Source organism: Streptomyces sp. NPDC018263 (genome assembly GCF_055562575.1).
Map to the genome: position 1 here is coordinate 600,164 of NZ_JBVHFA010000004.1, position 19,084 is coordinate 619,247.

Annotated in this window: 17 protein-coding genes and 1 pseudogene; 5 read left to right on the plus strand and 13 right to left on the minus strand. The window is 72.0% G+C overall.

Annotation, left to right across the window (positions count from 1 at the left end):
- Positions 1-73: 73 nt before the first annotated feature.
- From ACZ3HQ_RS15080 to ACZ3HQ_RS15105, 6 genes and pseudogenes are all read right to left on the minus strand, one after another.
- Positions 74-1,549 (minus strand): DUF4192 domain-containing protein, encoded by a 1,476-nt coding sequence (locus ACZ3HQ_RS15080; RefSeq protein WP_467510936.1) that lies wholly within the window; start codon positions 1,547-1,549, stop codon positions 74-76.
- A 70-nt stretch (positions 1,550-1,619) separates the two neighbouring features.
- Positions 1,620-3,782, minus strand: coding sequence for a RecQ family ATP-dependent DNA helicase (locus ACZ3HQ_RS15085; RefSeq protein WP_467510938.1), 2,163 nt, complete (start codon positions 3,780-3,782; stop codon positions 1,620-1,622).
- Between the two features lie 42 nt (positions 3,783-3,824).
- Positions 3,825-4,214, minus strand: coding sequence for a hypothetical protein (locus ACZ3HQ_RS15090; RefSeq protein WP_467510940.1), 390 nt, complete (start codon positions 4,212-4,214; stop codon positions 3,825-3,827).
- A 100-nt stretch (positions 4,215-4,314) separates the two neighbouring features.
- Positions 4,315-5,097 (minus strand): annotated as a pseudogene (locus tag ACZ3HQ_RS15095) (MFS transporter); the annotation flags it as partial.
- A 116-nt stretch (positions 5,098-5,213) separates the two neighbouring features.
- A complete protein-coding gene (locus ACZ3HQ_RS15100; protein WP_467510942.1) occupies positions 5,214-6,185 on the minus strand; it encodes an NAD-dependent epimerase/dehydratase family protein in 972 nt (323 codons plus the stop codon).
- Positions 6,182-7,237, minus strand: coding sequence for a ScbA/BarX family gamma-butyrolactone biosynthesis protein (locus tag ACZ3HQ_RS15105; protein ID WP_467510944.1), 1,056 nt, complete (start codon positions 7,235-7,237; stop codon positions 6,182-6,184). Before ACZ3HQ_RS15105 ends, ACZ3HQ_RS15100 begins: the two co-directional genes overlap by 4 nt.
- 121 nt (positions 7,238-7,358) lie before the next feature.
- On the opposite strand from ACZ3HQ_RS15105, the gene ACZ3HQ_RS15110 reads away from it, so the two are divergent.
- Complete coding sequence (locus ACZ3HQ_RS15110) at positions 7,359-8,063, plus strand: ScbR family autoregulator-binding transcription factor (protein ID WP_467510946.1); 705 nt, start codon at positions 7,359-7,361, stop codon at positions 8,061-8,063.
- Between the two features lie 263 nt (positions 8,064-8,326).
- Positions 8,327-8,947, plus strand: a complete 621-nt coding sequence (locus ACZ3HQ_RS15115) for a hypothetical protein (RefSeq protein WP_467510948.1) — start codon at positions 8,327-8,329, stop codon at positions 8,945-8,947.
- A 144-nt stretch (positions 8,948-9,091) separates the two neighbouring features.
- Here ACZ3HQ_RS15115 and ACZ3HQ_RS15120 read toward each other — a convergent pair whose 3' ends face one another.
- The 5 genes from ACZ3HQ_RS15120 to ACZ3HQ_RS15140 all read right to left on the minus strand — a co-directional run bounded on the left by ACZ3HQ_RS15120 (position 9,092) and on the right by ACZ3HQ_RS15140 (position 12,829).
- Positions 9,092-9,724: a hypothetical protein gene (locus tag ACZ3HQ_RS15120; protein ID WP_467510950.1), complete on the minus strand. Its 633-nt coding sequence runs from the start codon at positions 9,722-9,724 to the stop codon at positions 9,092-9,094.
- 69 nt (positions 9,725-9,793) lie between these two features.
- Complete coding sequence (locus ACZ3HQ_RS15125; RefSeq protein ID WP_467510952.1) at positions 9,794-10,495, minus strand: ribonuclease HII; 702 nt, start codon at positions 10,493-10,495, stop codon at positions 9,794-9,796.
- A gap of 64 nt (positions 10,496-10,559) precedes the next feature.
- Entirely contained in the window at positions 10,560-11,471 is a 912-nt protein-coding gene (locus tag ACZ3HQ_RS15130; RefSeq protein WP_467510954.1) for an ADP-ribosylglycohydrolase family protein, read from the minus strand.
- 12 nt (positions 11,472-11,483) lie between these two features.
- On the minus strand, positions 11,484-12,143 hold the full coding sequence (locus tag ACZ3HQ_RS15135) for a histidine phosphatase family protein (RefSeq protein ID WP_467510956.1): 660 nt from the start codon (positions 12,141-12,143) through the stop codon (positions 11,484-11,486).
- A gap of 80 nt (positions 12,144-12,223) precedes the next feature.
- Positions 12,224-12,829 (minus strand): YdbC family protein, encoded by a 606-nt coding sequence (locus ACZ3HQ_RS15140; RefSeq protein ID WP_030803228.1) that lies wholly within the window; start codon positions 12,827-12,829, stop codon positions 12,224-12,226.
- 151 nt (positions 12,830-12,980) lie between these two features.
- Between ACZ3HQ_RS15140 and ACZ3HQ_RS15145 the strand changes: the two genes are divergently transcribed.
- Positions 12,981-13,514 carry a TerD family protein gene (locus tag ACZ3HQ_RS15145; RefSeq protein WP_467510958.1) on the plus strand — a complete coding sequence of 178 codons (534 nt, stop codon included), beginning with the start codon at positions 12,981-12,983 and terminating at the stop codon, positions 13,512-13,514.
- A gap of 70 nt (positions 13,515-13,584) precedes the next feature.
- Positions 13,585-13,728: a hypothetical protein gene (locus tag ACZ3HQ_RS15150; RefSeq protein ID WP_467510960.1), complete on the plus strand. Its 144-nt coding sequence runs from the start codon at positions 13,585-13,587 to the stop codon at positions 13,726-13,728.
- Between the two features lie 298 nt (positions 13,729-14,026).
- On the opposite strand, the gene ACZ3HQ_RS15155 is transcribed toward ACZ3HQ_RS15150, so the two are convergent.
- Positions 14,027-16,927 (minus strand): vitamin B12-dependent ribonucleotide reductase, encoded by a 2,901-nt coding sequence (locus tag ACZ3HQ_RS15155; RefSeq protein WP_467510962.1) that lies wholly within the window; start codon positions 16,925-16,927, stop codon positions 14,027-14,029.
- Between the two features lie 124 nt (positions 16,928-17,051).
- Positions 17,052-17,612 (minus strand): transcriptional regulator NrdR, encoded by a 561-nt coding sequence (gene nrdR, locus ACZ3HQ_RS15160; protein WP_467510964.1) that lies wholly within the window; start codon positions 17,610-17,612, stop codon positions 17,052-17,054.
- 593 nt (positions 17,613-18,205) lie between these two features.
- Here nrdR and lexA point away from each other — a divergent pair.
- On the plus strand, positions 18,206-18,982 hold the full coding sequence (gene lexA / locus ACZ3HQ_RS15165; RefSeq protein WP_030803240.1) for a transcriptional repressor LexA: 777 nt from the start codon (positions 18,206-18,208) through the stop codon (positions 18,980-18,982).
- Positions 18,983-19,084: the final 102 nt, after the last annotated feature.

Genomic DNA, 19,084 nt, shown 5'->3' on the forward strand with positions numbered 1-19,084 from the left:
ACACTCCGTTCGCTGGGAGGATCGGTGAAACCGCCGGGGCGGAGGGAAGGGTCGAGCCGTTCGCGGTGGTCGCTCAGTCGCCCTCCCTGTCGCGGCACCTCTTGCCGGCTCCGGAGGCGGTGGGGCGCGAGCGGGTCGGGCGCCGGTTCTGGGCCTGGGGCCGCTGGGTGCAGGGGCCGGTGCTGCCGGGAGCCGTCCTGCCAGGGGTGCTGTCGCCCGGACCGGTGGAGCGGGGCCGGCGCTTCCGGCGCGTGGGGGTGGCCGGGTCCGCATCCGTCGCGTCCCGCACGTGGAGGGTCGCGTCCGGCCGGAGCCGGGAGCCGGTTTTCTGCTGCGGGATGTCCGGCCCCGTGGACGATGGCAGCTCCCCCGGCCCCCGCCCGTCCCGATCCTGGCGCAGGCACCGGCGGATGGACTCCGGGTCCAGGCCCTCGTTGCACGCCCGGTGCAGGAGCTGGGCGAAGAGGTAGTGCGGGTCGGCGCCGAGGGCCATGGCCAGCGCCTCTCGGGCCTCCAGGTCGTCGCCGGTCGACCAGGCGACCCAGCCGGCCAGGGTCAGGGGGGCCGCCGCGTGTTCGCGGTACGGGCCGACGCAGCGGCGGGCCAGTGCCCGCCACAGCCGTAGGGCGGGTGCGCCTTCGTCGCCCTCCATCCAGGCGGCCGCCCGGTCGCGGGTCGTGCGGTCCTGGAGGCCGAGGATGAGGGTGGCCGCCTCGTCGTGGCCGAGGAGCGCGTCGTCGCGGACGTCCGCCGGGTGGATGCCCGACACCGGCGCGGCCTCGGCGAACCGGCGGATGAGGCGTCCGGCCAGGTCCAGTGTCTCCTCGGCCACCTCGGCGCGGCTCGCATCGTCCAGGATGCGGGGCACCAGCGACATGCCCGCCGCGTCCAGCGCGACCTCCTGCTCCAGTGCGGCCGAGGTCTCCCAGGGCTGCATCCTCGCGCGCAGCTCCCGCAGCGAGCCCCGCACCTGGATGCCGGCGTAGGTGGCGGCGGCCGCCATGGCCGAGGTGCCCGGCATGCCCATCGGCGTGCCCTCGGGCGGGCAGCAGCTCTCCACCGGGCAGACGTAGGACCAGAAGCGGGTGTCCGAGACGCACAGCGCCTCGATCACCGGTACGTCGAGGCTGCCGCACTCGGTGCGCAGCAACTGGGCGAGCGGGGCGAGCCGGAGCATCACGTCCCGCCCCGTCTCCCCCGGCCGTGGCTCCTGGCAGACGTAGGCCACGATGCGCTCGGGCCGGGAACCGCGCCGTCGGGCGCCGATCACCAGCCCTCTGGCGATCTGCCGCGCCGCCGCCTGCCAGTCCTCCACCCCGGCCGGAATGCCCAGGCGGGCACGGCTGCCGAAGCTGCCCCGGTCGAGCAGGCTGACCAGCACCATGCTGTCCTCCGGGCGGTACCCCAGCAGGTACGGCAGGGCGTCGGCCAGCTCGGCCGGGGTGCGCAGGGCGATCGGGGTGTCGGGCGAGATCTGCCCGTCGAAGGACACTCCCGCCGCGATGTCACCGTTTTCGAAGGGTTCGGTCGTTTCGCCGTGATTCGTCATGCGTTGACGATCCCGCGAATCCGAGAATTCCGCTGAGCCTGTGGATAAGTCGGACCAGGGACACGCCAACTCAGCCCGCCGCGGCCAGCACCAGCGGCAGAACCTCGCCCGCCCCCGCCCGCCGCAGCAACCGCGCGGCCACCGCCAGACTCCACCCGGACTCGGTCCGGTCGTCCACGAGCAGCACCGGACCCGGAGCGCCGGCCAGAGCCTCCGCCAGCTCCCCCGGCACCGTGAAGGCCGACGCCAGCGCCTGGAGCCGCTGAGCGGAGTTGCTGCGGTGCGCCTGATGCGCCCCGGCCTCCCCGGTGTACGCGAGCGCCCCCAGGTACGGCAGGCGTCCGATCCCGGCCACCCGTTCCGCGAGGGAGGCGACGAGCCGCGGGCGGTTCAGCGAGGGCATGGCGACGACACCGACCGGACGGGCCATGGCGTCCGGAGTATCCACCGCCCACCCGCCGGGCGAGCGTGCCCAGTCGGCGAGGACGTCCACCACGGCCCTCAGCACGTCCTCCGGGACCGGGCCGTCAGGCGTCTGCTCGGCCAGCAGCGGCCGGAGCCGGTTGCCCCAGCCGATGTCCGAGAGCCGGCCCAGGGCGCGTCCGGTGGCACACTGCTCCTTCGCCGGGATGCGGCCCTTGAGATCGATGCCCAGCGCGGGCATCCCCGTGGGCCACATCCGGCGCGGCTCGATCTCCACGCCCGGCCGGTCCAGTTCACCGGCGGCGGCCGTGAGCGCCTCGGCGGAGACGGCCGTGTCGATCCAGGCGCCCGCGCAGTTGTCGCAGCGTCCGCACGGCGTGATCTCCACGTCGTCGAGCTGGCGGCGCAGGAACGCCATCCGGCACTCGTCCGTGCCCACGTAGTCCCGCATGGCCTGCTGTTCGGCGGCGCGCTGACGGGCGACCCAGGCGTAGCGCTCGGCGTCGTAGACCCAGTCGGCGCCGGTGGCCGTCCAGCCGCCCTTCACCCGGTGCACGGCGCCGTCCACGTCCAGCACCTTCAGCATCAGCTCCAGCCGGGTGCGGCGGAGGTCCACCAGCGACTCCAGCGCGGGCACGGACAGCGGACGGCCCGCGTCGGCGAGGGCGGCCAGCGTCTGGCGGACCTGGGACTCGGGCGGGAAGGCGACCTCGGCGAAGTACCGCCAGATCGCCTCGTCCTCCTTGCCCGGCAGCAGCAGCACGTCGGCGTGCTCGACGCCTCGGCCCGCGCGGCCCACCTGCTGGTAGTAGGAGATCGGGGAGGACGGTGAGCCGAGGTGGACCACGAACCCCAGGTCGGGCTTGTCGAAGCCCATGCCCAGCGCGGAGGTCGCCACCAGAGCCTTGACCCGGTTGTCCAGCAGGTCGGCCTCGGCCTGCTGGCGGTCGGCGTTCTCGGTGCGGCCGGTGTAGGAGGCGACGGCGAAGCCGCGGGCGCGGAGGTAGGCGGTGACCTCCTCGGCGGCCGAGACGGTCAGCGTGTAGATGATCCCGGAGCCCGGCAGCTCGTTCAGGTGCTCCGCCAGCCACGCCAGCCGGTGCGCGGCGTCCGGCAGCCGCACCACGCCGAGCCGCAGGCTCTCCCGGTCCAGCCGCCCCCGCAGCACCAGTGCCTCGCCCGCGCCGGTGCCCAGTTGCTCGGCCACGTCCGCCGTGACGCGCGCGTTGGCCGTGGCGGTGGTGGCGAGGACGGGCACGCCGGGCGCCAGCTCCTGGAGCATGGTGCGCAGCCTGCGGTAGTCGGGCCGGAAGTCGTGCCCCCAGTCGGAGATGCAGTGGGCCTCGTCCACGACGAGCAGACCGGTGGTGGCCGCCAGCTTGGGCAGCATGCGGTCGCGGAAGTCGACGGAGTTGAGCCGTTCCGGGCTCACCAGCAGCACGTCGACCTCGCCGCGCTCCACCTCCTCGTGGATGGCGTCCCACTCCTCGGGGTTGGCCGAGTTGATGGTGCGGGCCTGGATGCCGGCCCGCGCGGCCGACTCGACCTGGTTGCGCATCAGCGCCAGCAGGGGCGAGACGATCACCGTGGGACCCGCGCCACGACGGCGCAGCAGCGCGGTGGCCACGAAGTACACGGCCGACTTGCCCCAGCCGGTGCGCTGCACGACCAGGGCCCGGCGCCGGTCCACCACCAGCGCCTTGACCGCCTCCCACTGGTCCTCCCGCAGCCGCGCCGAGCCCTCCGGCGCGCCGACCAGCTCGGCGAGGACGGCGTCGGCTTCGGTGCGCAACTGCTCCAGGTCGTTCATGCCCCCATGCAACCGCACCCCGCTGACATCCGGCCACTCGCCCTACGGGCGGCTCCGCGTCGGCCGGACCCGCTCGCCCTCGGGAGCCGGTACCGGCGCGTCCGCGCGGGCCCCGGCCAGGGCCACGAGGGCGGCGAGCAGTGCGATCAGGCCGCCCGCCGACAGTCCCGAGCGCGCGCCGAGGGTGTGGGTGGCGACGCCGACGAAGAGGGCGCCGAGCGGGGTGCTGCCTTGCAGGATCAGGGTGTAGAGGGCCATCACACGGCCCCGGTGTGCCGGGTCCCCGCCCAGTTGGATGCGGTGGTTCGCCGCCTGGACGAAGTACAGCGAGGCGAATCCGGTCGGCACCAGCAGCGCCAGCGCGACGGGCAGGTTCGGCGCCCACGCCGTGACCAGTTCCAGCGCCCCGAAGGCGCATCCCCAGGCGGCCACCAGTCGCGCCGAGGGGCGGGTCCGGCGCAGGGTGCCGGCCAGCGCGGGACAGGGAGCCGGCGGCGAGCGCGGCGGTGAGGAGGCCGAAGGAGGCGGCTTCGGTGTGGAACACGACGCGGGCCATGAGCGGCAGCGTCAGGGGCAGGTTGAGGCCGAAGAGGGCGACCGCCGCGACCAGGGCGAATGTCGTGAGCAGGTCGGGCCGGGTCCGCAGATGGGCCAGGCCCTCGGTGACGCGCGCGGGCGTGCCGGTGCGGGGCGCGCGGTGCAGCTCCGCCGGGCGCATGGCGCGCAGCCCGGTGACGGTGGCCGTGTAGCTGACGGCGTTGAGGAGCATCACCGTCCCCGTGCCCGACCACTGGATGAGCAGCCCGGCCAGCGAAGGGCCCAGTACGCGCGCGATGTTGAAGTAGGCGCCGCTGAGCGCGGAGGCGTTGGGGAGCAGTTCTGGGCCGACGAGTTCGGTGATGAAGGACAGCCGGGCCGGTACCTCCACGGCGTTGGCCACACCGAGGGCGGCGGCCGCGGTGTAGACGTGCCACAGCCGGGCGGCGTCGGCTGTCACCAGCAGGCCGAGGGCCAGGGCGAAGACGCCGGAGGCGATGTTGGCGCCGGTCAGAAGGGCGCGTTTGTCGTACCGGTCGGCGAGTCGGCCGCCGTAGAGGGTCAGCAGCAGGACGGGGGTGAATTGGAGGGCGGTGACGGTGGCGAGGGCGCCGCCCGAGTCGCCGGTCAGCTCCAGTACGAGCCAGTCCTGGGCGACGGCCATCATCCAGGTGCCGGTGGCGGAGGCGATCTGGCCCGCCGCGAAGAGCCGGAAGTTGCGCACCGTGAGGGAGCGCAGGCTGGTGGCGAGCAGGTGGCGGCCGGTTCCTCGCGTCATGAGCCGGTCCTACCAGGGGCGCCCGGCTGCGGGCCGAGCCGCGCCGCGCGCGACCCAGATCCCGGCTACGCGCGCGTGGCCGGGATCTGGGAAACGCCGCTTCACGTCACATTAAGTCACCGCGTCTTCTCAAACCCCGCAGTCACTCCCAGCGGCGGCGATCCAGCCTGGCCGCGATACCAGTCGGCATACACCGGGAAGCGCGCGGCGAAGCCGGGGCCCGGGTCGACGCCGGACCCGCTCCACAGCGACTCGTCGGTGAACCAGTGGTCGACGGCGAGCATGCCGAGGTGGTGACGGGCGGCGGGGTGGTCGAGCACCCGCTGCCGGGCGGTCTCGGCCGGGACGCGGGGGGCGCCCTCGGCGAAGAGTCCGAAGGTCTCCGCCACGGTGGAGAGCAGCAGTTCCCCCGGCACGGGGTCGGGGTGCGTGACGTAGTGGACGCGTCCCCCGCCGTCCGCCGGGCCCGTCGTGGCCGCCGCGAAGGCGACCCGGCCCAGGGTGTCCGCGTCGATCATCGACTGGAGGCCGGCCCAGCCGTCCGGGAGGCCGCCCAGGGTGCGCAGCAGGGCCAGGATGCCGGGGATCACCCAGCGGTCGCCCCTGCCGTGGACGAGGTGGGGGCGCAGAACCGTTCCGCCCGCCGCGAGCACGTGTTCCTCGGCTGCCGCGCGGGTGCGGCTGGTGTCGGAGACGGGGGCGACGGGGACCTCGCCGGGCCGGGCGTCGCGAAAGGGCCCGCGTCCGTGGACGGCGGCCGTGCCGAGGTACACGAACCGCTCGACTCCGGCCCGGCGTACCTCGTCCGCCAGGGCGCGGGTGCCGAGGTCGTTGGCGCGGCGGAGCAGCTCCGCGTCGCCGCCGATCAGCCCGGCGCAGTGCACGACGGCGTCGACGTCCGCGCAGGCGCCGCGCAGCGAGGCGGGGTCGGTGAGGTCGCCGAGCGCGTACTCGACCTCCGGGTCGGGCGCGGCCGGGAGGGTACGGACGAGCAGCCGGAGCCGTACGTCCTCGGCGGTGCGGGCGGCCCTCAGCACGTGTCCGCCGATGAAACCGCTCGATCCGGTGATGAGCACGCGCCGGGTCATCGGGCCGCCTCCGGGGTGTCGCCAAGGGTGGCCGTGAAGACGGCCTCGCCGCCCTGCACGCCCTCCACGTGGACCGAGACATCACCCTCGAAGGAGGTTTCGCGCCGGGCGCGGACAAGACACGGCTCGTTCAGTTCGGCGTACCGGTGGAAGGCGATCGCCAGCGAGGCGGGCAGGAAGCGGCCCTCGGGAGCCAGCGCGACGGCGGCCTGCCGGGCAGCCTCCAGCAGCACCATGCCGGGGACGTGGTCGTTGGCCCGCGCGAAGAGCGTGGGATGGCCGGTGTCGAGCCGCAGTTGCCATCCGGACCCCTCCTCCGACGGTGCGAGCACGACGTCCCGGGGGTCACGCCGCCCGACCCGCTCGGGCGGTACGCCGTCCAGCAGCGGTACGGGGTCACCGGCGGCGGCCAGCTTGTCGCCGCGCAGCCTGCGGTAGGCCCGCTCCGAGGTGGCGCTCAGGCTGCCCGTGCTCGTGGCCAGCAGCCGTCCGCCGCGCTCGAACGTGAGCCGCACCCTCATCCCGGCCAGGCTCCTGGCCCGCATCTGGACCTCGGAGCACTCCACCACGACATCTATGCGGCCCGACGCCTCCGAGAGGCCGAAGCCGGCCGTGGCGAGGGCGTATTGCATGTCCCACATGACGAAGTGGTGGTCGGCCGGGACGCCGTACTCGGCGTGGGCCAGCATCATCGCGGCCTGCCGCATGGTCTCCGCGATCAGCAGCGGGTCCTGGACGCCGCCGGGGAGCGGTGCGAAGAAGCGGTGGGCGGCGGGCCACTCGGCGGCGACCAGGTAACGGTGTTCGGCGAGCCGGGTCCATTCCACGGGGAAGGCGTCGTCGGCGTCCGGCCGGTGCACGAGTTCGCCGGTGGCCCGGCCGCCGTGTGCGGGAGGTTGACCGGCGCCGCCGGAGTCGGGTACAAGAACCACCGGGTCGGTCGGGTCTTCGGGGGGTGCGGCGGGGCCCGGTGCCTGCGTCATGACCGTCCGTGCGGCCGATGAGGTGCCGATGGCGGTGCGGTCGGCTATGAAGCTGATGCCTTCAGACATGGATTGCCCTTTGAGTCCGGTGTGATCAAGGCTCGTTCCCCCTCGACAAAATACTGACAGTCCGGTTCGCTTCGTGTGCGAACCTGACCAAGCTCTGACATAGAAACAGGGGCGACAGCCCATGGCACGCCAAGCACGCGCGATCCAGACCCGCAAGACGATCCTGCTGGCAGCGGCCGCCGTCTTCGACGAACGCGGATACAGCGCCGCCACGATCACCGAGATCCTCGCGCGCGCCGGAGTCACCAAGGGCGGCCTGTACTTCCACTTCGCCTCCAAGGAAGAGCTGGCCCTCGGGGTGATCGCGGCCCAGCTCGAAGTGGGCCCGCTGCCGCCGCAGCGCACCAAGGTGCAGGAACTCATCGACCAGGGGCTGCTGTTCGCGCACCAGCTACGGCACGACCCGTTGACGCGGGCCAGCGTTGGCCTGGCGATGGACCAGTGGGGAGAGGGGCCCGAGCGGAGCAACCCGTTCCACGGCACGCCGTTCCAGTCCTGGGCGAACCGGCTGACCCAGTTGCTCGTGGAGGCGCGGGAGCGCGGCGAGTTGCTGCCGCACGTCGACCCGGCGGAGACCGCCGACCTGCTCGCCGGCTCCTTCACCGGCATCCAGTGGATGTCGCAGATCCTGTGCGAGCGCGCCGACCTCGGCGAGCGGGTGACGGTCCTGCTGAGACACCTGCTTCCCAGCATCACCCTCCCCCAGCTCATGCCCACCCTGGACCTCGCCCCCGACCGCGCCGAACGCCTGCTGGCCCAGCGGCCCGTGGAGGCGGAGGAAGGCGAGGACGACGAGGGCGAACCCTCTGCTCGCATCAGCGCCTGAAACCTCCTCGCGCGGGCCGTCCGGGGACCCCCGTGCCGCCCCAGGCGTCGTCACCGGTCTCTGTGGGTAGGGATATAAGCCACGGACCATCAGATAAGCGTCGGCGGCCCCAATTGCTCGTTGCCGCATCGAAGTTCGACAGGAAGAATTGAGGTCCGCTCCCCGCACGGCTCGCCCGTGTTCCGGCTGGGCTTCACTGCGGTGCGCGCTCCCCCGAATTCCGACCTCGCCCGCAGTGTGGGCGCGTAGCCGAAGGGAGGAACGTGACCTTCGGATTCGCCTCGTCCTCGGCGGCCTCGTTGTCGACGTCCGCGTCCGCCGCTTCCGTCAGCCGCCTGCTCGAACCCGCGGAGTGGGCCGCCGCCGGAATCCCCCTGCTGCGCAACCCGCGCGAGGTCGTCAGCGGCCTGCACGTCCGCCATCGCCCAAGGCCGTCCACCGCGATCGTGGCCGTCCTCGATCCGGACGAACGGCTGCTGGCCAGCGCCTCGTTCACCCGGCGTGCCGCCCCGGCGGACGGCTGGATGTTCCGCAACGCGCTGCTGGACCAGTTGCGCCGGGTCATCCCGCACGACCTGCGCCGCCGCACCCCGGTGCGCACCGCCGTGCTGCTGTACTGCCGCGAGGGCGACGCCCGCTGGACGGAGGAGGACGGCGCCTGGATGTGGGGGCTGCGCGACGCGTGCACGCTGCACGGGCTGCGCTGTGGCGCGTACATCACGCTGACGCACGACGGCTGGCAGGTGCTCGGCGAGGGACGCGGCGGACGCCATCCCCATGCGCACTCCACGCCGGAGTCCTTCGCGCTGTCCGAGTCGCCACCCCTGATGCCGCGCACCGGCGGCCCGGTCTCCGAGGTCATGCGCCGGGTCGCGGCCCGCTGAGCGAACTCGGCCACCGGGCCCCGCACTTCGACGGCAATGCCCGGCAACGCACTGCGGCGCCGTGCGGGCCGAGCAGCCGCCCGCTGCCTTCTTGCGGCAGAGCGGCTGTCCGGCGCGCGCGGCGCCGTCGGTCGTGCGGTGGGGTCAGACGCCGGCGCCCAGCACCGCGTTGATCTGCTGCGGGTCGCCACAGACGATCAGCAGGGCTCCGGCCCGCGTGTGGGCGACCGGCAGTGCGGTGGCGGCAGCGGCGGTGTCGTCGCCGTTGACGGCGACGATGACCACGGGCCGGGAGGCGGCACGGGCGGCCATGGCGCCGTCGGCGTAGAAGACGTCGTCACCGGCGTCGTGCTGCGCCCAGTAGGACGCCTCACCGAAGGACAGCTCGTGCTCGGCCCACGGATGCCGGGCACCCGTGGTGAGCACCAGCACCTCGCCGGGGGCGCGGCCGGAGTCGAGCAGCAGGTCCAGCGCCTCCTCGGCGGCGTCGAGCGCGCCCTCGGCCGAGGCCGGGATCAACTGGATCTGGGGACCGGCCGCGGGTGCGGCGGGAACGGCCGGGCCCGACGGGCTCGGCTTGGCCGTGGCCACGTCACGCGGCGCGCGCTGCGCCGGCGGCGCGGGCCGCGGGGGGCCGGGACGACCGGGGCGGGCCGGAGCCGCGGGGCGGGGGCCGGGTACGGGACGAGGGGTCGGGACGACGCGGCTGCTGGCCGGAGTCGCAACGGGACCCTGGGCACTCTCGTGAATCTGAGGCTCCTCGGGAAGGAGAGGCATGAGCTGATTTTTATCAAACGTTGGTGCGACGCCGACGGCCGGGTGGCGCGTCGGCGGCGGGCGGAAGCGTCAGAAATCGAAGCCGAGCTGGCCTTCGATCACCGGAACGCCGCCGTCCACCAGGCTGCGGACCTTCTTGAGGTGCCGCCACCGGGGCAGCGCATCAAGATACGCCCACGACAGACGGTGGTACGGGGTGGGGCCCCGCTCCTCCAGTGCCGCCTTGTGCACCGGCGACGGATACCCGGCGTTGTCCGCGAATCCGAAGTCTGCATGGCCGGCACCGAGTTCGGCCATCATTTTGTCGCGGTACACCTTGGCGATCACCGAGGCGGCCGCGACGGCCACGCAGGACTGGTCGCCCTTGATCACCGTGCGCACCCGCCAGGGAGCGCCGAGGTAGTCGTGCTTGCCGTCGAGGATGACGGCCTCGGGCCGGACCGGCAGGGCTTCCAGGGCGCGTCCGGCGGCCAGCCGCAGGGCAGCGGTCATGCCCAGGTCGTCGATCTCCTCCGGGGAGGCGTGACCGAGGGCGAAGGCCGTCACCCACGACCGCAGTATCGCGTCCAGCTCCGCACGGCGCTTGACCGTCAGGAGCTTGGAGTCGGTGAGCCCTTCGGGCGGGCGGCGCAGTCCGGTGATCGCCGCGCAGACGGTGACGGGTCCGGCCCAGGCGCCCCGCCCCACTTCGTCGACGCCGGCGATGACCTTCGCCCCGGTCGTGGCGCGAAGGGAGCGCTCGACGGTATGAGTGGGTGGTTCGTACGGCATGGCGCACTCAGACTACGCCGCCCCGCCGGCGCCCCGACACCCCGGCCCCTCCTGGCCGCAAACATCACACCCGGCCCGGCACCCACCGGGGCAGCGACTCGGTCCGCTCCACCCACTCCGCGGGCGGCGCTCCCGCCTCGCCGGAGGCCAGGACGCCGCCGACGATCGCGCACGTCGTGTCCACGTCGCCGCCGGCCTGCGCGGTCGTCCAGAAGGCGTGCTCGAAGTCGCCGAGGGCCCGCGCGGCCGACCACAGGGCGAACGGGACGGTGTCGTGTGCGCTGGTCCGGCGCCCGCAGCCGAGGACGGCCGCCACGGTGGCCGCGTCCCCGTAGTCGAGCATGTCCCGCGCGCGGCGCAGACCGGCGCCCACGGCGCTCCGGGGCACCAGGGCGATCACGCCGTCCAGCAGGGCCTCCGGAGCCGGCGGGCCGTCCGGAGCGGCCGCCAGCGCGGCGGCCGCGGCCACGGCCATGGCGCCTGCCACCGCCTCGCGGTGCTGGTGGGTGGTGTAGGCGGAGATCTCGGCCTGGTGGGTCGCCTGCTCGGGGTCGTCGGCGTACCAGGCGCCCAGGGGCGCGACACGCATCGCGGCGCCGTTGCCCCAGGAGCCCCGGCCGTCGAAGAGCTGGGCGGCGAGTTCACGCCAGTCGGCGCCCTCGCGGACGAGCCGGAGAAGGCGGTTCACGGCGGGACCGTAGCCCCGGTCGAAGTCGTGGTGATCGGCGAAGGACCGGGCCAGTTCGTCCTGGTGGACCATCTGGTGCGTGGCCAGGATCGAGACGACGGAGCAGGCCATCTCCGTGTCGTCGGTCCACTGCCAGGGTCCGGCGGGCAGTTCGCGGCGCTTGAGCAGCGGGTGGTTCACCGGGACGAAGAACTGGGAGCCGAGCGCGTCGCCCACCGCGAGGCCGCGCAGGCTGGCCAGGGCGCGCTCCAGGCGCCCGGAGGGGACGGAGGAGGATTCAGGGATCATCTTCCCGCCAGCCTATCGGTCGATCCAGTGCGGGACCGGGTCCCGCCAGCGCTCGAAGGGCTTGTCCAGGGCGTACTTGCCGTCCTCCCCGAGAACGAGCATGCGGACCTCCGCGTTCCCCGGGTTCGACAGGGACTCGAAGTCGGCCACCGTCCAGTGGAACCACCGCATGCAGAACAGCCGCATCGCCAGGCCGTGCGTCACCAGGAGGACGTTCGGCGGGTGGTCGGGCTCCTCGAAGCTGCGGAACAGGCTCTCCAGGAAGCCGCCGACGCGGTCGTACACGTCGGCGCCGGACTCGCCCTGCGGGAAGCGGAAGAAGAAGTGCCCGTACGCGTCCCGGTACGCCTTCTGGAGCTTCACGTCGTCGCGTTCCTGCCAGTTGCCCCAGTCCTGCTCCCGCAGCCGGGGCTCCTCGCGCACGCGTATGAGGTCCGCGTCGAGCCGGAAGGCGTCCAGGGTCTCGTGGGTACGGCGGTACGGGGAGACGTAGACGCTCACGCGTTCGTCGTCGAAGAGCTCCCGCAGGTGCCTGCCGGTCTCCTCCGCCTGCTCCCGGCCGCGGCCGGTGAGCGCGAGGGCGTGGTCGGGCTCACGCTCGTACACGGAGTCATCGACGTTGCCCACCGACTCTCCGTGCCGGACAAGGACGATGCGCCGTGGTCGTGCCATGTCGGAAACCCTACGGGGAGCGGGGCGGGGCCGGGCACTCGTACGGCCCTCATACGGCGTAGGTCACACCGCGCGCCCGCTCAGACCGTCCAGGAGGGCTCCAGTTCCACGATGTCGCCGGTGAGGGAGGCGATGTCGGCCTCGGTCTGGGCGCGCAGGGCCAGCCGCTCCACGCGTTCGGTGCGGTACTTTCCGTGTTCGGCCGCCGCGCGCCACATCGACAGCACCAGGAAGTCGTGTTCGGCCGCCTCGCCGAACATGCCCCGGATCATGCCGGGCGAGCCGGCCATCGCCGGGTTCCAGACCTTCTCCTGCATCAGCGTGAAGTGCTCGACGCGCTCCTCGTGGACCCGGCACAGGGCGACCCGGACGAGGTCGGCGTCGGTGAACCGGGGCTCGAAGCCCGTCTTCACGTCGAAGCGGTACTCGAACAGCTTGACCTGGGAGTCCTTGAACGTGCCGGACTGGGACGCGGCCAGCCGGTCGTGCGAGCGGGCCATGAAGGAGTCGTAGAAGGCGCGGCTCTCCCAGAAGGCGAAGATGTGCGCCACTCCCGGCCGGTGCCGGCTCCAGCCTCCGCCCTGTCCCCGAAACCCCGGCTCCCCCAGAAGCCCCGCCCATTTCCGCTGCCCGCGCTCGAACCCGCGACGGTCCACGACGGTGCAGCGAATCCACTTGACCAGCACCGCGCCATCGTAAGGCCACCGGGCGTGGCGTCGGTCACGCTCTGGCGGAGTTCGCCCGCGCACCGGTGCCGTAGGCGTGACACGATGGGCAAGAAGTCCCTGCGACAAGGGAGTTGGGGATGATGGCGCTTCAGGGGGAAGGGGAGTCCTGGTGACCGGGGTCAGCAAGGGAATCCGCGAGGTCGAGGTCGCGCTCAAGTGGGACCCCAGTCCGGCGGGCCGGCCGCCCTCCGACCTGGACATAGTGGCCGCGACGTTCACGACGGCGGACGCGTACGGGGAACCGGCCTATCTGGTGCACTTCGACAGCCGCTCCCCGGACGGCACGATCTCCCTCAACCGGGACAGCCCCGACGGCAAGGGGTTCGGCTGGGACGAGGTCATGAAGCTCGAACTCGGCCGCCTGGACGCCCGCTACGGACGCGTGGTCGTCGGCGTCGTCATCCAGCAGAGCCAGAACCGCACGACGTTCGCCTCGGTCCTGAACCCGGCGGTCCGCGTCGCGGAGGGCTACACGGCCCTCTTCGAGGCCGACTTCGGCACCGCGCCGGACGCCACGGCGGCCGTCGTCGCCGAGTTCGTCCGCGACGGCTCGGGCGAGTGGACCTTCCATCCGGGCGTCCATGGCTTCGACGAGGACCCGGGGACGTTCACTCGGGTCATGGGTTCCAAACGTCAGGCTTGAGCATGTCGACGCCCCGGCCGGTGTGTACGCGGCCGGGGCGTTGTCAGTGGCGCGCTGTTGAATGACCGCCATGACCGTCCACGACCTGCTGCCCCTGCTGCCCGCCCCCGCCGAACTGGCGGCCCGCTGCCGCGCCTTCGCGGTACTGGACACCCTGGCGCGAGACGGGTGCCGACGTCTGGCGGTGCGGGCCGGTCCGGTTCGCGCCCGATGAATCGGACGGCGCCGACTGGCTGTTCGGCCTGCTGGCCGACGGCAGCCCGGAGGCGTACGCCGAGAACGCCGGGGACTACTGGGGACGTTCGGTCGACATCGAGGCCGTCCGCGCCGTCCTGGCCGGAGCCGTCCTGACCCCCGGCATCACCGAGGCCCTGTCCCCCGCGGCCGACTTCGCGCCCATAGCCAGGGCCGTCCGCGCGCTTGGCCACCCCGTGCACCCCTGACACGAAAGGGGCGCCGGCCCACTGGCCGACGCCCCTTCACCGGGCCCGTGTCACGGGCTCAGCCGTTGATCAGCTGCAACCGCTGGTCGAGCCGCAGCCCTCGCAGATGTAGCAGGAGCCGGCGCGCTGCATCTTGGTGCCGCAGGAGAAGCAGAGCGGGGCGTCGGCCTGGATGCCGAGCTGCATCTCGACCAGCTCGGCGCTGGTGTGAGCCTGCTTGGGGGCGGGCTTGGCGGCCTCCGACTCGGTGTTCGGCGTGGCGACGGCCGTCAGGTCGGTGTGCCGCGGGGCGGACTGGGCCAGACCCTCGACGTCGACCTCGTCCTCCTCGAGGGACGGCTCGTACGAACCGGTCTCCAGGTGACGCTGACGCTCCTCGGCGGAGTGGATGCCGAGCGCGGAGCGGGTCTCGAAGGGCAGGAAGTCCAGCGCCAGGCGGCGGAAGATGTAGTCGACGATCGACTGCGCCATCCGCACGTCCGGGTCGTCGGTCATACCGGCCGGCTCGAAGCGCATGTTGGTGAACTTCGAGACGTAGGTCTCCAGCGGCACGCCGTACTGGAGGCCGACCGACACGGCGATGGAGAAGGCGTCCATCATGCCCGCGAGCGTGGAGCCCTGCTTGGACATCTTCAGGAAGACCTCGCCGAGACCGTCGTCCGGGTAGGAGTTGGCGGTCATGTAACCCTCGGCGCCGCCGACCGTGAAGGACGTGGTGATGCCGGGACGGCCCTTGGGCAGGCGCTTGCGGACCGGGCGGTACTCGACGACCTTCTCCACGGCCTCGCGGATGGTCGCCTCGGCCTTCTCGGTGACCTCGGCCTTCTCCTCCTCCTTCTTCTTGGCGGAGAGCGGCTGGCCGACCTTGCAGTTGTCGCGGTAGATGGCGAGCGCCTTGACGCCCAGCTTCCACGCCTCGAAGTAGATCTCCTCGACCTCCTCGACGGTCGCCGTCTCCGGCATGTTGACCGTCTTGGAGATGGCGCCGGAGATCCAGGGCTGGATCGCGGCCATCATGCGGACGTGGCCCATCGGGGAGATGGCGCGCTCGCCCATGGCGCAGTCGAACACCTCGTAGTGCTCGGGCTTGAGACCGGGGGCGTCGATCACATTGCCGTTCTCGGCGATGTGGGCGACGACCGCCTCGATCTGCTCCTCCTGGTAGCCCAGGCGGCGCAGGGCCTGCGGCACGGTGCCGTTGACGATCTGCATCGAGCCGCCGCCGACGAGCTTCTTGAACTTCACCAGCGCGAGGTCCGGCTCGACACCGGTGGTGTCGCAGGACATCGCCAGACCGATGGTGCCGGTCGGAGCGAGCACGGACGCCTGCGAGTTACGGAAACCGTTCTTCTCGCCCAGGCGCACCACGTCCTGCCACGCCTCGGTGGCAGCGGCCCACACCGGGTTGTCGAGGTCGTCCATGTGGACGGCCACGGCGTTGGCGTCGGCGTGCTGCTTCATGACGCGCTTGTGGGCGTCGGCGTTGCGGGCGTAACCGTCGTACGGGCCGACGACCGCGGCCAGTTCGGCGGAGCGGCGGTAGGCGGTGCCGGTCATCAGGGAGGTGATGGCACCGGCGAGGGCGCGGCCGCCGTCGGAGTCGTAGGCGTGGCCGGTCGCCATCAGCAGGGCGCCGAGGTTGGCGTAGCCGATGCCGAGCTGGCGGAAGGCGCGGGTGTTCTCGCCGATCTTCTGGGTCGGGAAGTCCGCGAAGCAGATCGAGATGTCCATCGCGGTGATGACCAGCTCGACGACCTTCTGGAAGCGCTCGGTCTCGAAGGACTGGTTGCCCTTGCCGTCGTCCTTCAGGAACTTCATCAGGTTCAGCGAGGCGAGGTTGCAGGACGTGTTGTCCAGGTGCATGTACTCGCTGCACGGGTTCGACGCGGTGATCCGGCCGGACTCGGGGCAGGTGTGCCAGTTGTTGATCATGTCGTCGTACTGGATGCCCGGGTCGGCACAGGCCCAGGCCGCCTCGGCGATCTTGCGGAAGAGCGCCTTGGCGTCGACCTCCTCGATGACCTCACCGGTCATCCGGGCACGCAGGCCGAAGTCGGTGCCCTGCTCGACCGCGCGCATGAACTCGTCGTTCACCCGGACCGAGTTGTTGGCGTTCTGGTACTGGACGGACGTGATGTCGTCGCCGCCCAGGTCCATGTCGAAGCCCGCGTCGCGCAGGACGCGGATCTTCTCCTCCTCGCTGACCTTCGTCTGGATGAAGTCCTCGATGTCGGGGTGGTCGACGTCGAGGACGACCATCTTGGCCGCGCGGCGGGTGGCGCCACCGGACTTGATGGTTCCGGCGGAGGCATCGGCGCCCCGCATGAAGGAGACGGGTCCGGAGGCGTTGCCGCCGGAGGAGAGCAGCTCCTTGGAGGAGCGGATGCGGGACAGGTTCAGGCCGGCGCCCGAACCGCCCTTGAAGATCATGCCCTCTTCCTTGTACCAGTCGAGGATCGACTCCATGGAGTCGTCGACGGACAGGATGAAGCAGGCGGAGACCTGCTGGGGCTGCGGCGTGCCGACGTTGAACCAGACCGGGCTGTTGAAGCTGAAGATCTGGTGCAGCAGGGCGTAGGCCAGCTCGTGCTCGAAGATCTCGGCATCGGCGGGCGAGGCGAAGTAGGAGTGGTCCTCGCCGGCCTTGCGGTACGTCTTCACGATGCGGTCGATGAGCTGCTTGAGCCCGGTCTCCCGCTGCGGGGTGCCCACGGCGCCCCGGAAGTACTTGCTGGTGACGATGTTGACCGCGTTCACCGACCAGAAGTCGGGGAACTCGACGCCACGCTGCTCGAAGTTGATCGAGCCGTCGCGCCAGTTGGTCATGACGACGTCACGGGGCTCCCACGCCACCTCGTCGTACGGGTGCACGCCGGGGGTGGTGTGGACGCGCTCGATGCGCAGCCCCTTGCCGGCCTTGGTGCCCTTGGTACGGGAACCTCGTGCCGGACCGCTCGCCGTCTCTGTCATGCCGCCTCCCATGTACGGGCGAAAACGCCCTGAAATGCCCCGATGTTCCCAGGGCACGTGTTCTGTCTGGTGTCGCGGGCGGCCTCAGCCACCACCCACGACAGGTCTTCGGTGCGCCGGCCGGTCAGTCGGCGGCGCGCGCGGGCACGGGGACCTGGGTGGTCCGTCCCGTCCCGCTCTGGTCTTCCCGGCTCCCCGCGGCCGCGTCCTCGACGTCCTCGTCGTCCGCGGCGGGGTCCGGCGTCGCTTCACGCAGTTCGGCGATGGCGGCCTCGAAGTCCTCCAGCGAGTTGAACGCCCGGTAGACCGAGGCGAACCGCAGATAGGCGACGAGGTCGAGCTCCTGCAACGGGCCGAGTATGGCCAGCCCCACGTCGTGGGTGGTCAGCTCGGCACTCCCGGTGGCCCGCACGGCCTCCTCGACCCGCTGGCCGAGCTGGGCGAGCGCGTCCTCGGTCACGGGACGCCCCTGGCACGCCTTGCGCACACCGTTGATGACCTTGGTGCGGCTGAACGGCTCGGTGACACCGGACCGCTTCACCACCATGAGCGAACACGTCTCCACGGTCGTGAAACGACGGGTGCAGTCGGGGCACTGGCGGCGCCTGCGGATCGACGTGCCGTCGTCGGTCGTACGACTGTCGACCACCCGGCTGTCGGGGTGCCTGCAGAAGGGGCAGTACATGATCTCCAACCCTCCTCACAGCAGACTCGATGGCCCCGCCGGGCCTCAGGGGCCTCACGAAGCAGCCCCCAGCATAGGCGATCGCGGACGCCCGGAAGACCCAGGGGCCAAGATCAACCACAACTTGTGGGGGCCTGTAGCCGCCTCACCACTACATGTAGGGATAGCCCAGATTTCGCGGCAAACGCGCGTGTCGCTGTGGACAGAGGCGTCGGACACGGTCCGGGAGCCCGCCGGGCCGACACGCGGCGGCATCCGGCGCGACCTCGGCGGACCCGCGGGGATACCGTGAACACCGCGCGGAGCCCATGGGGAATTTCCGCGAATCACGGCGGGGATCACACCGCGGGTGGACCCGGCCACCGGTCGGTCACTGTTCGAATGGCACACTGGCGGCGGCCACGAGGCCGTCCGCCCCGGCGGTGAAGCGTACAACAATGGGCGCTTTTGCCCGCCGACCATCGCGCGAGCTATACACCCGGACACTTGATCGCGTCAGGTGAATCCGCCTTTTTCACTCGAACGTGTGTTTGGCGCAACCTTTCGAAAGCTACTACCGTTGTGCAGCAGGGAGACCATCGAGAGGGGCCGACGTGACCACGACCGCAGACAGTGCCGCCATCACCGCCCAGGACCGCTCCCAGGGCCGGGTGGAGCCGGTACACGCGATGAACGAAGCCGCGCCCGAGGGCCACAAGCGCTCCCTGCCGGGTCGACCTCCAGGTATCCGCGCGGACAGTTCGGGGCTCACCGACCGCCAGCGCCGGGTGATCGAGGTCATCCGGGACTCCGTGCAGCGTCGTGGCTACCCGCCGTCCATGCGGGAGATCGGCCAGGCCGTCGGCCTCTCCAGCACCTCCTCGGTGGCGCACCAGCTCATGGCGCTGGAGCGCAAGGGCTTCCTGCGCCGCGACCCGCACCGGCCGCGCGCCTACGAGGTGCGCGGCTCGGACCAGGCGGTCAGCGTGCAGCCCACGGACACCGCCGGCAAGCCCGCCGCGTCGTACGTCCCGCTGGTCGGCCGGATCGCGGCCGGTGGCCCGATCCTCGCCGAGGAGTCCGTCGAGGACGTCTTCCCTCTCCCCCGGCAGCTCGTCGGCGACGGTGAGCTGTTCGTCCTCAAGGTCGTCGGTGACTCCATGATCGAGGCCGCGATCTGCGACGGCGACTGGGTCACGGTCCGCCGCCAGCCGGTCGCTGAGAACGGCGACATCGTGGCGGCCATGCTCGACGGCGAGGCCACGGTCAAGCGCTTCAAGCGCGAGGACGGCCATGTCTGGCTCCTCCCGCACAACGCGGCCTACGAGCCCATCCCCGGCGACGACGCCACCATCCTCGGCAAGGTCGTCGCGGTACTCCGCCGCGTGTGACGCCCGCACCGGACAAGCCCCGCGGCTCGTCCCCCTGCACCGGGCCCCGGAACCCCTGCGCCGGTTCCGGGGCCCTGCCATCGCCGTCAGCGGCGGGAACGG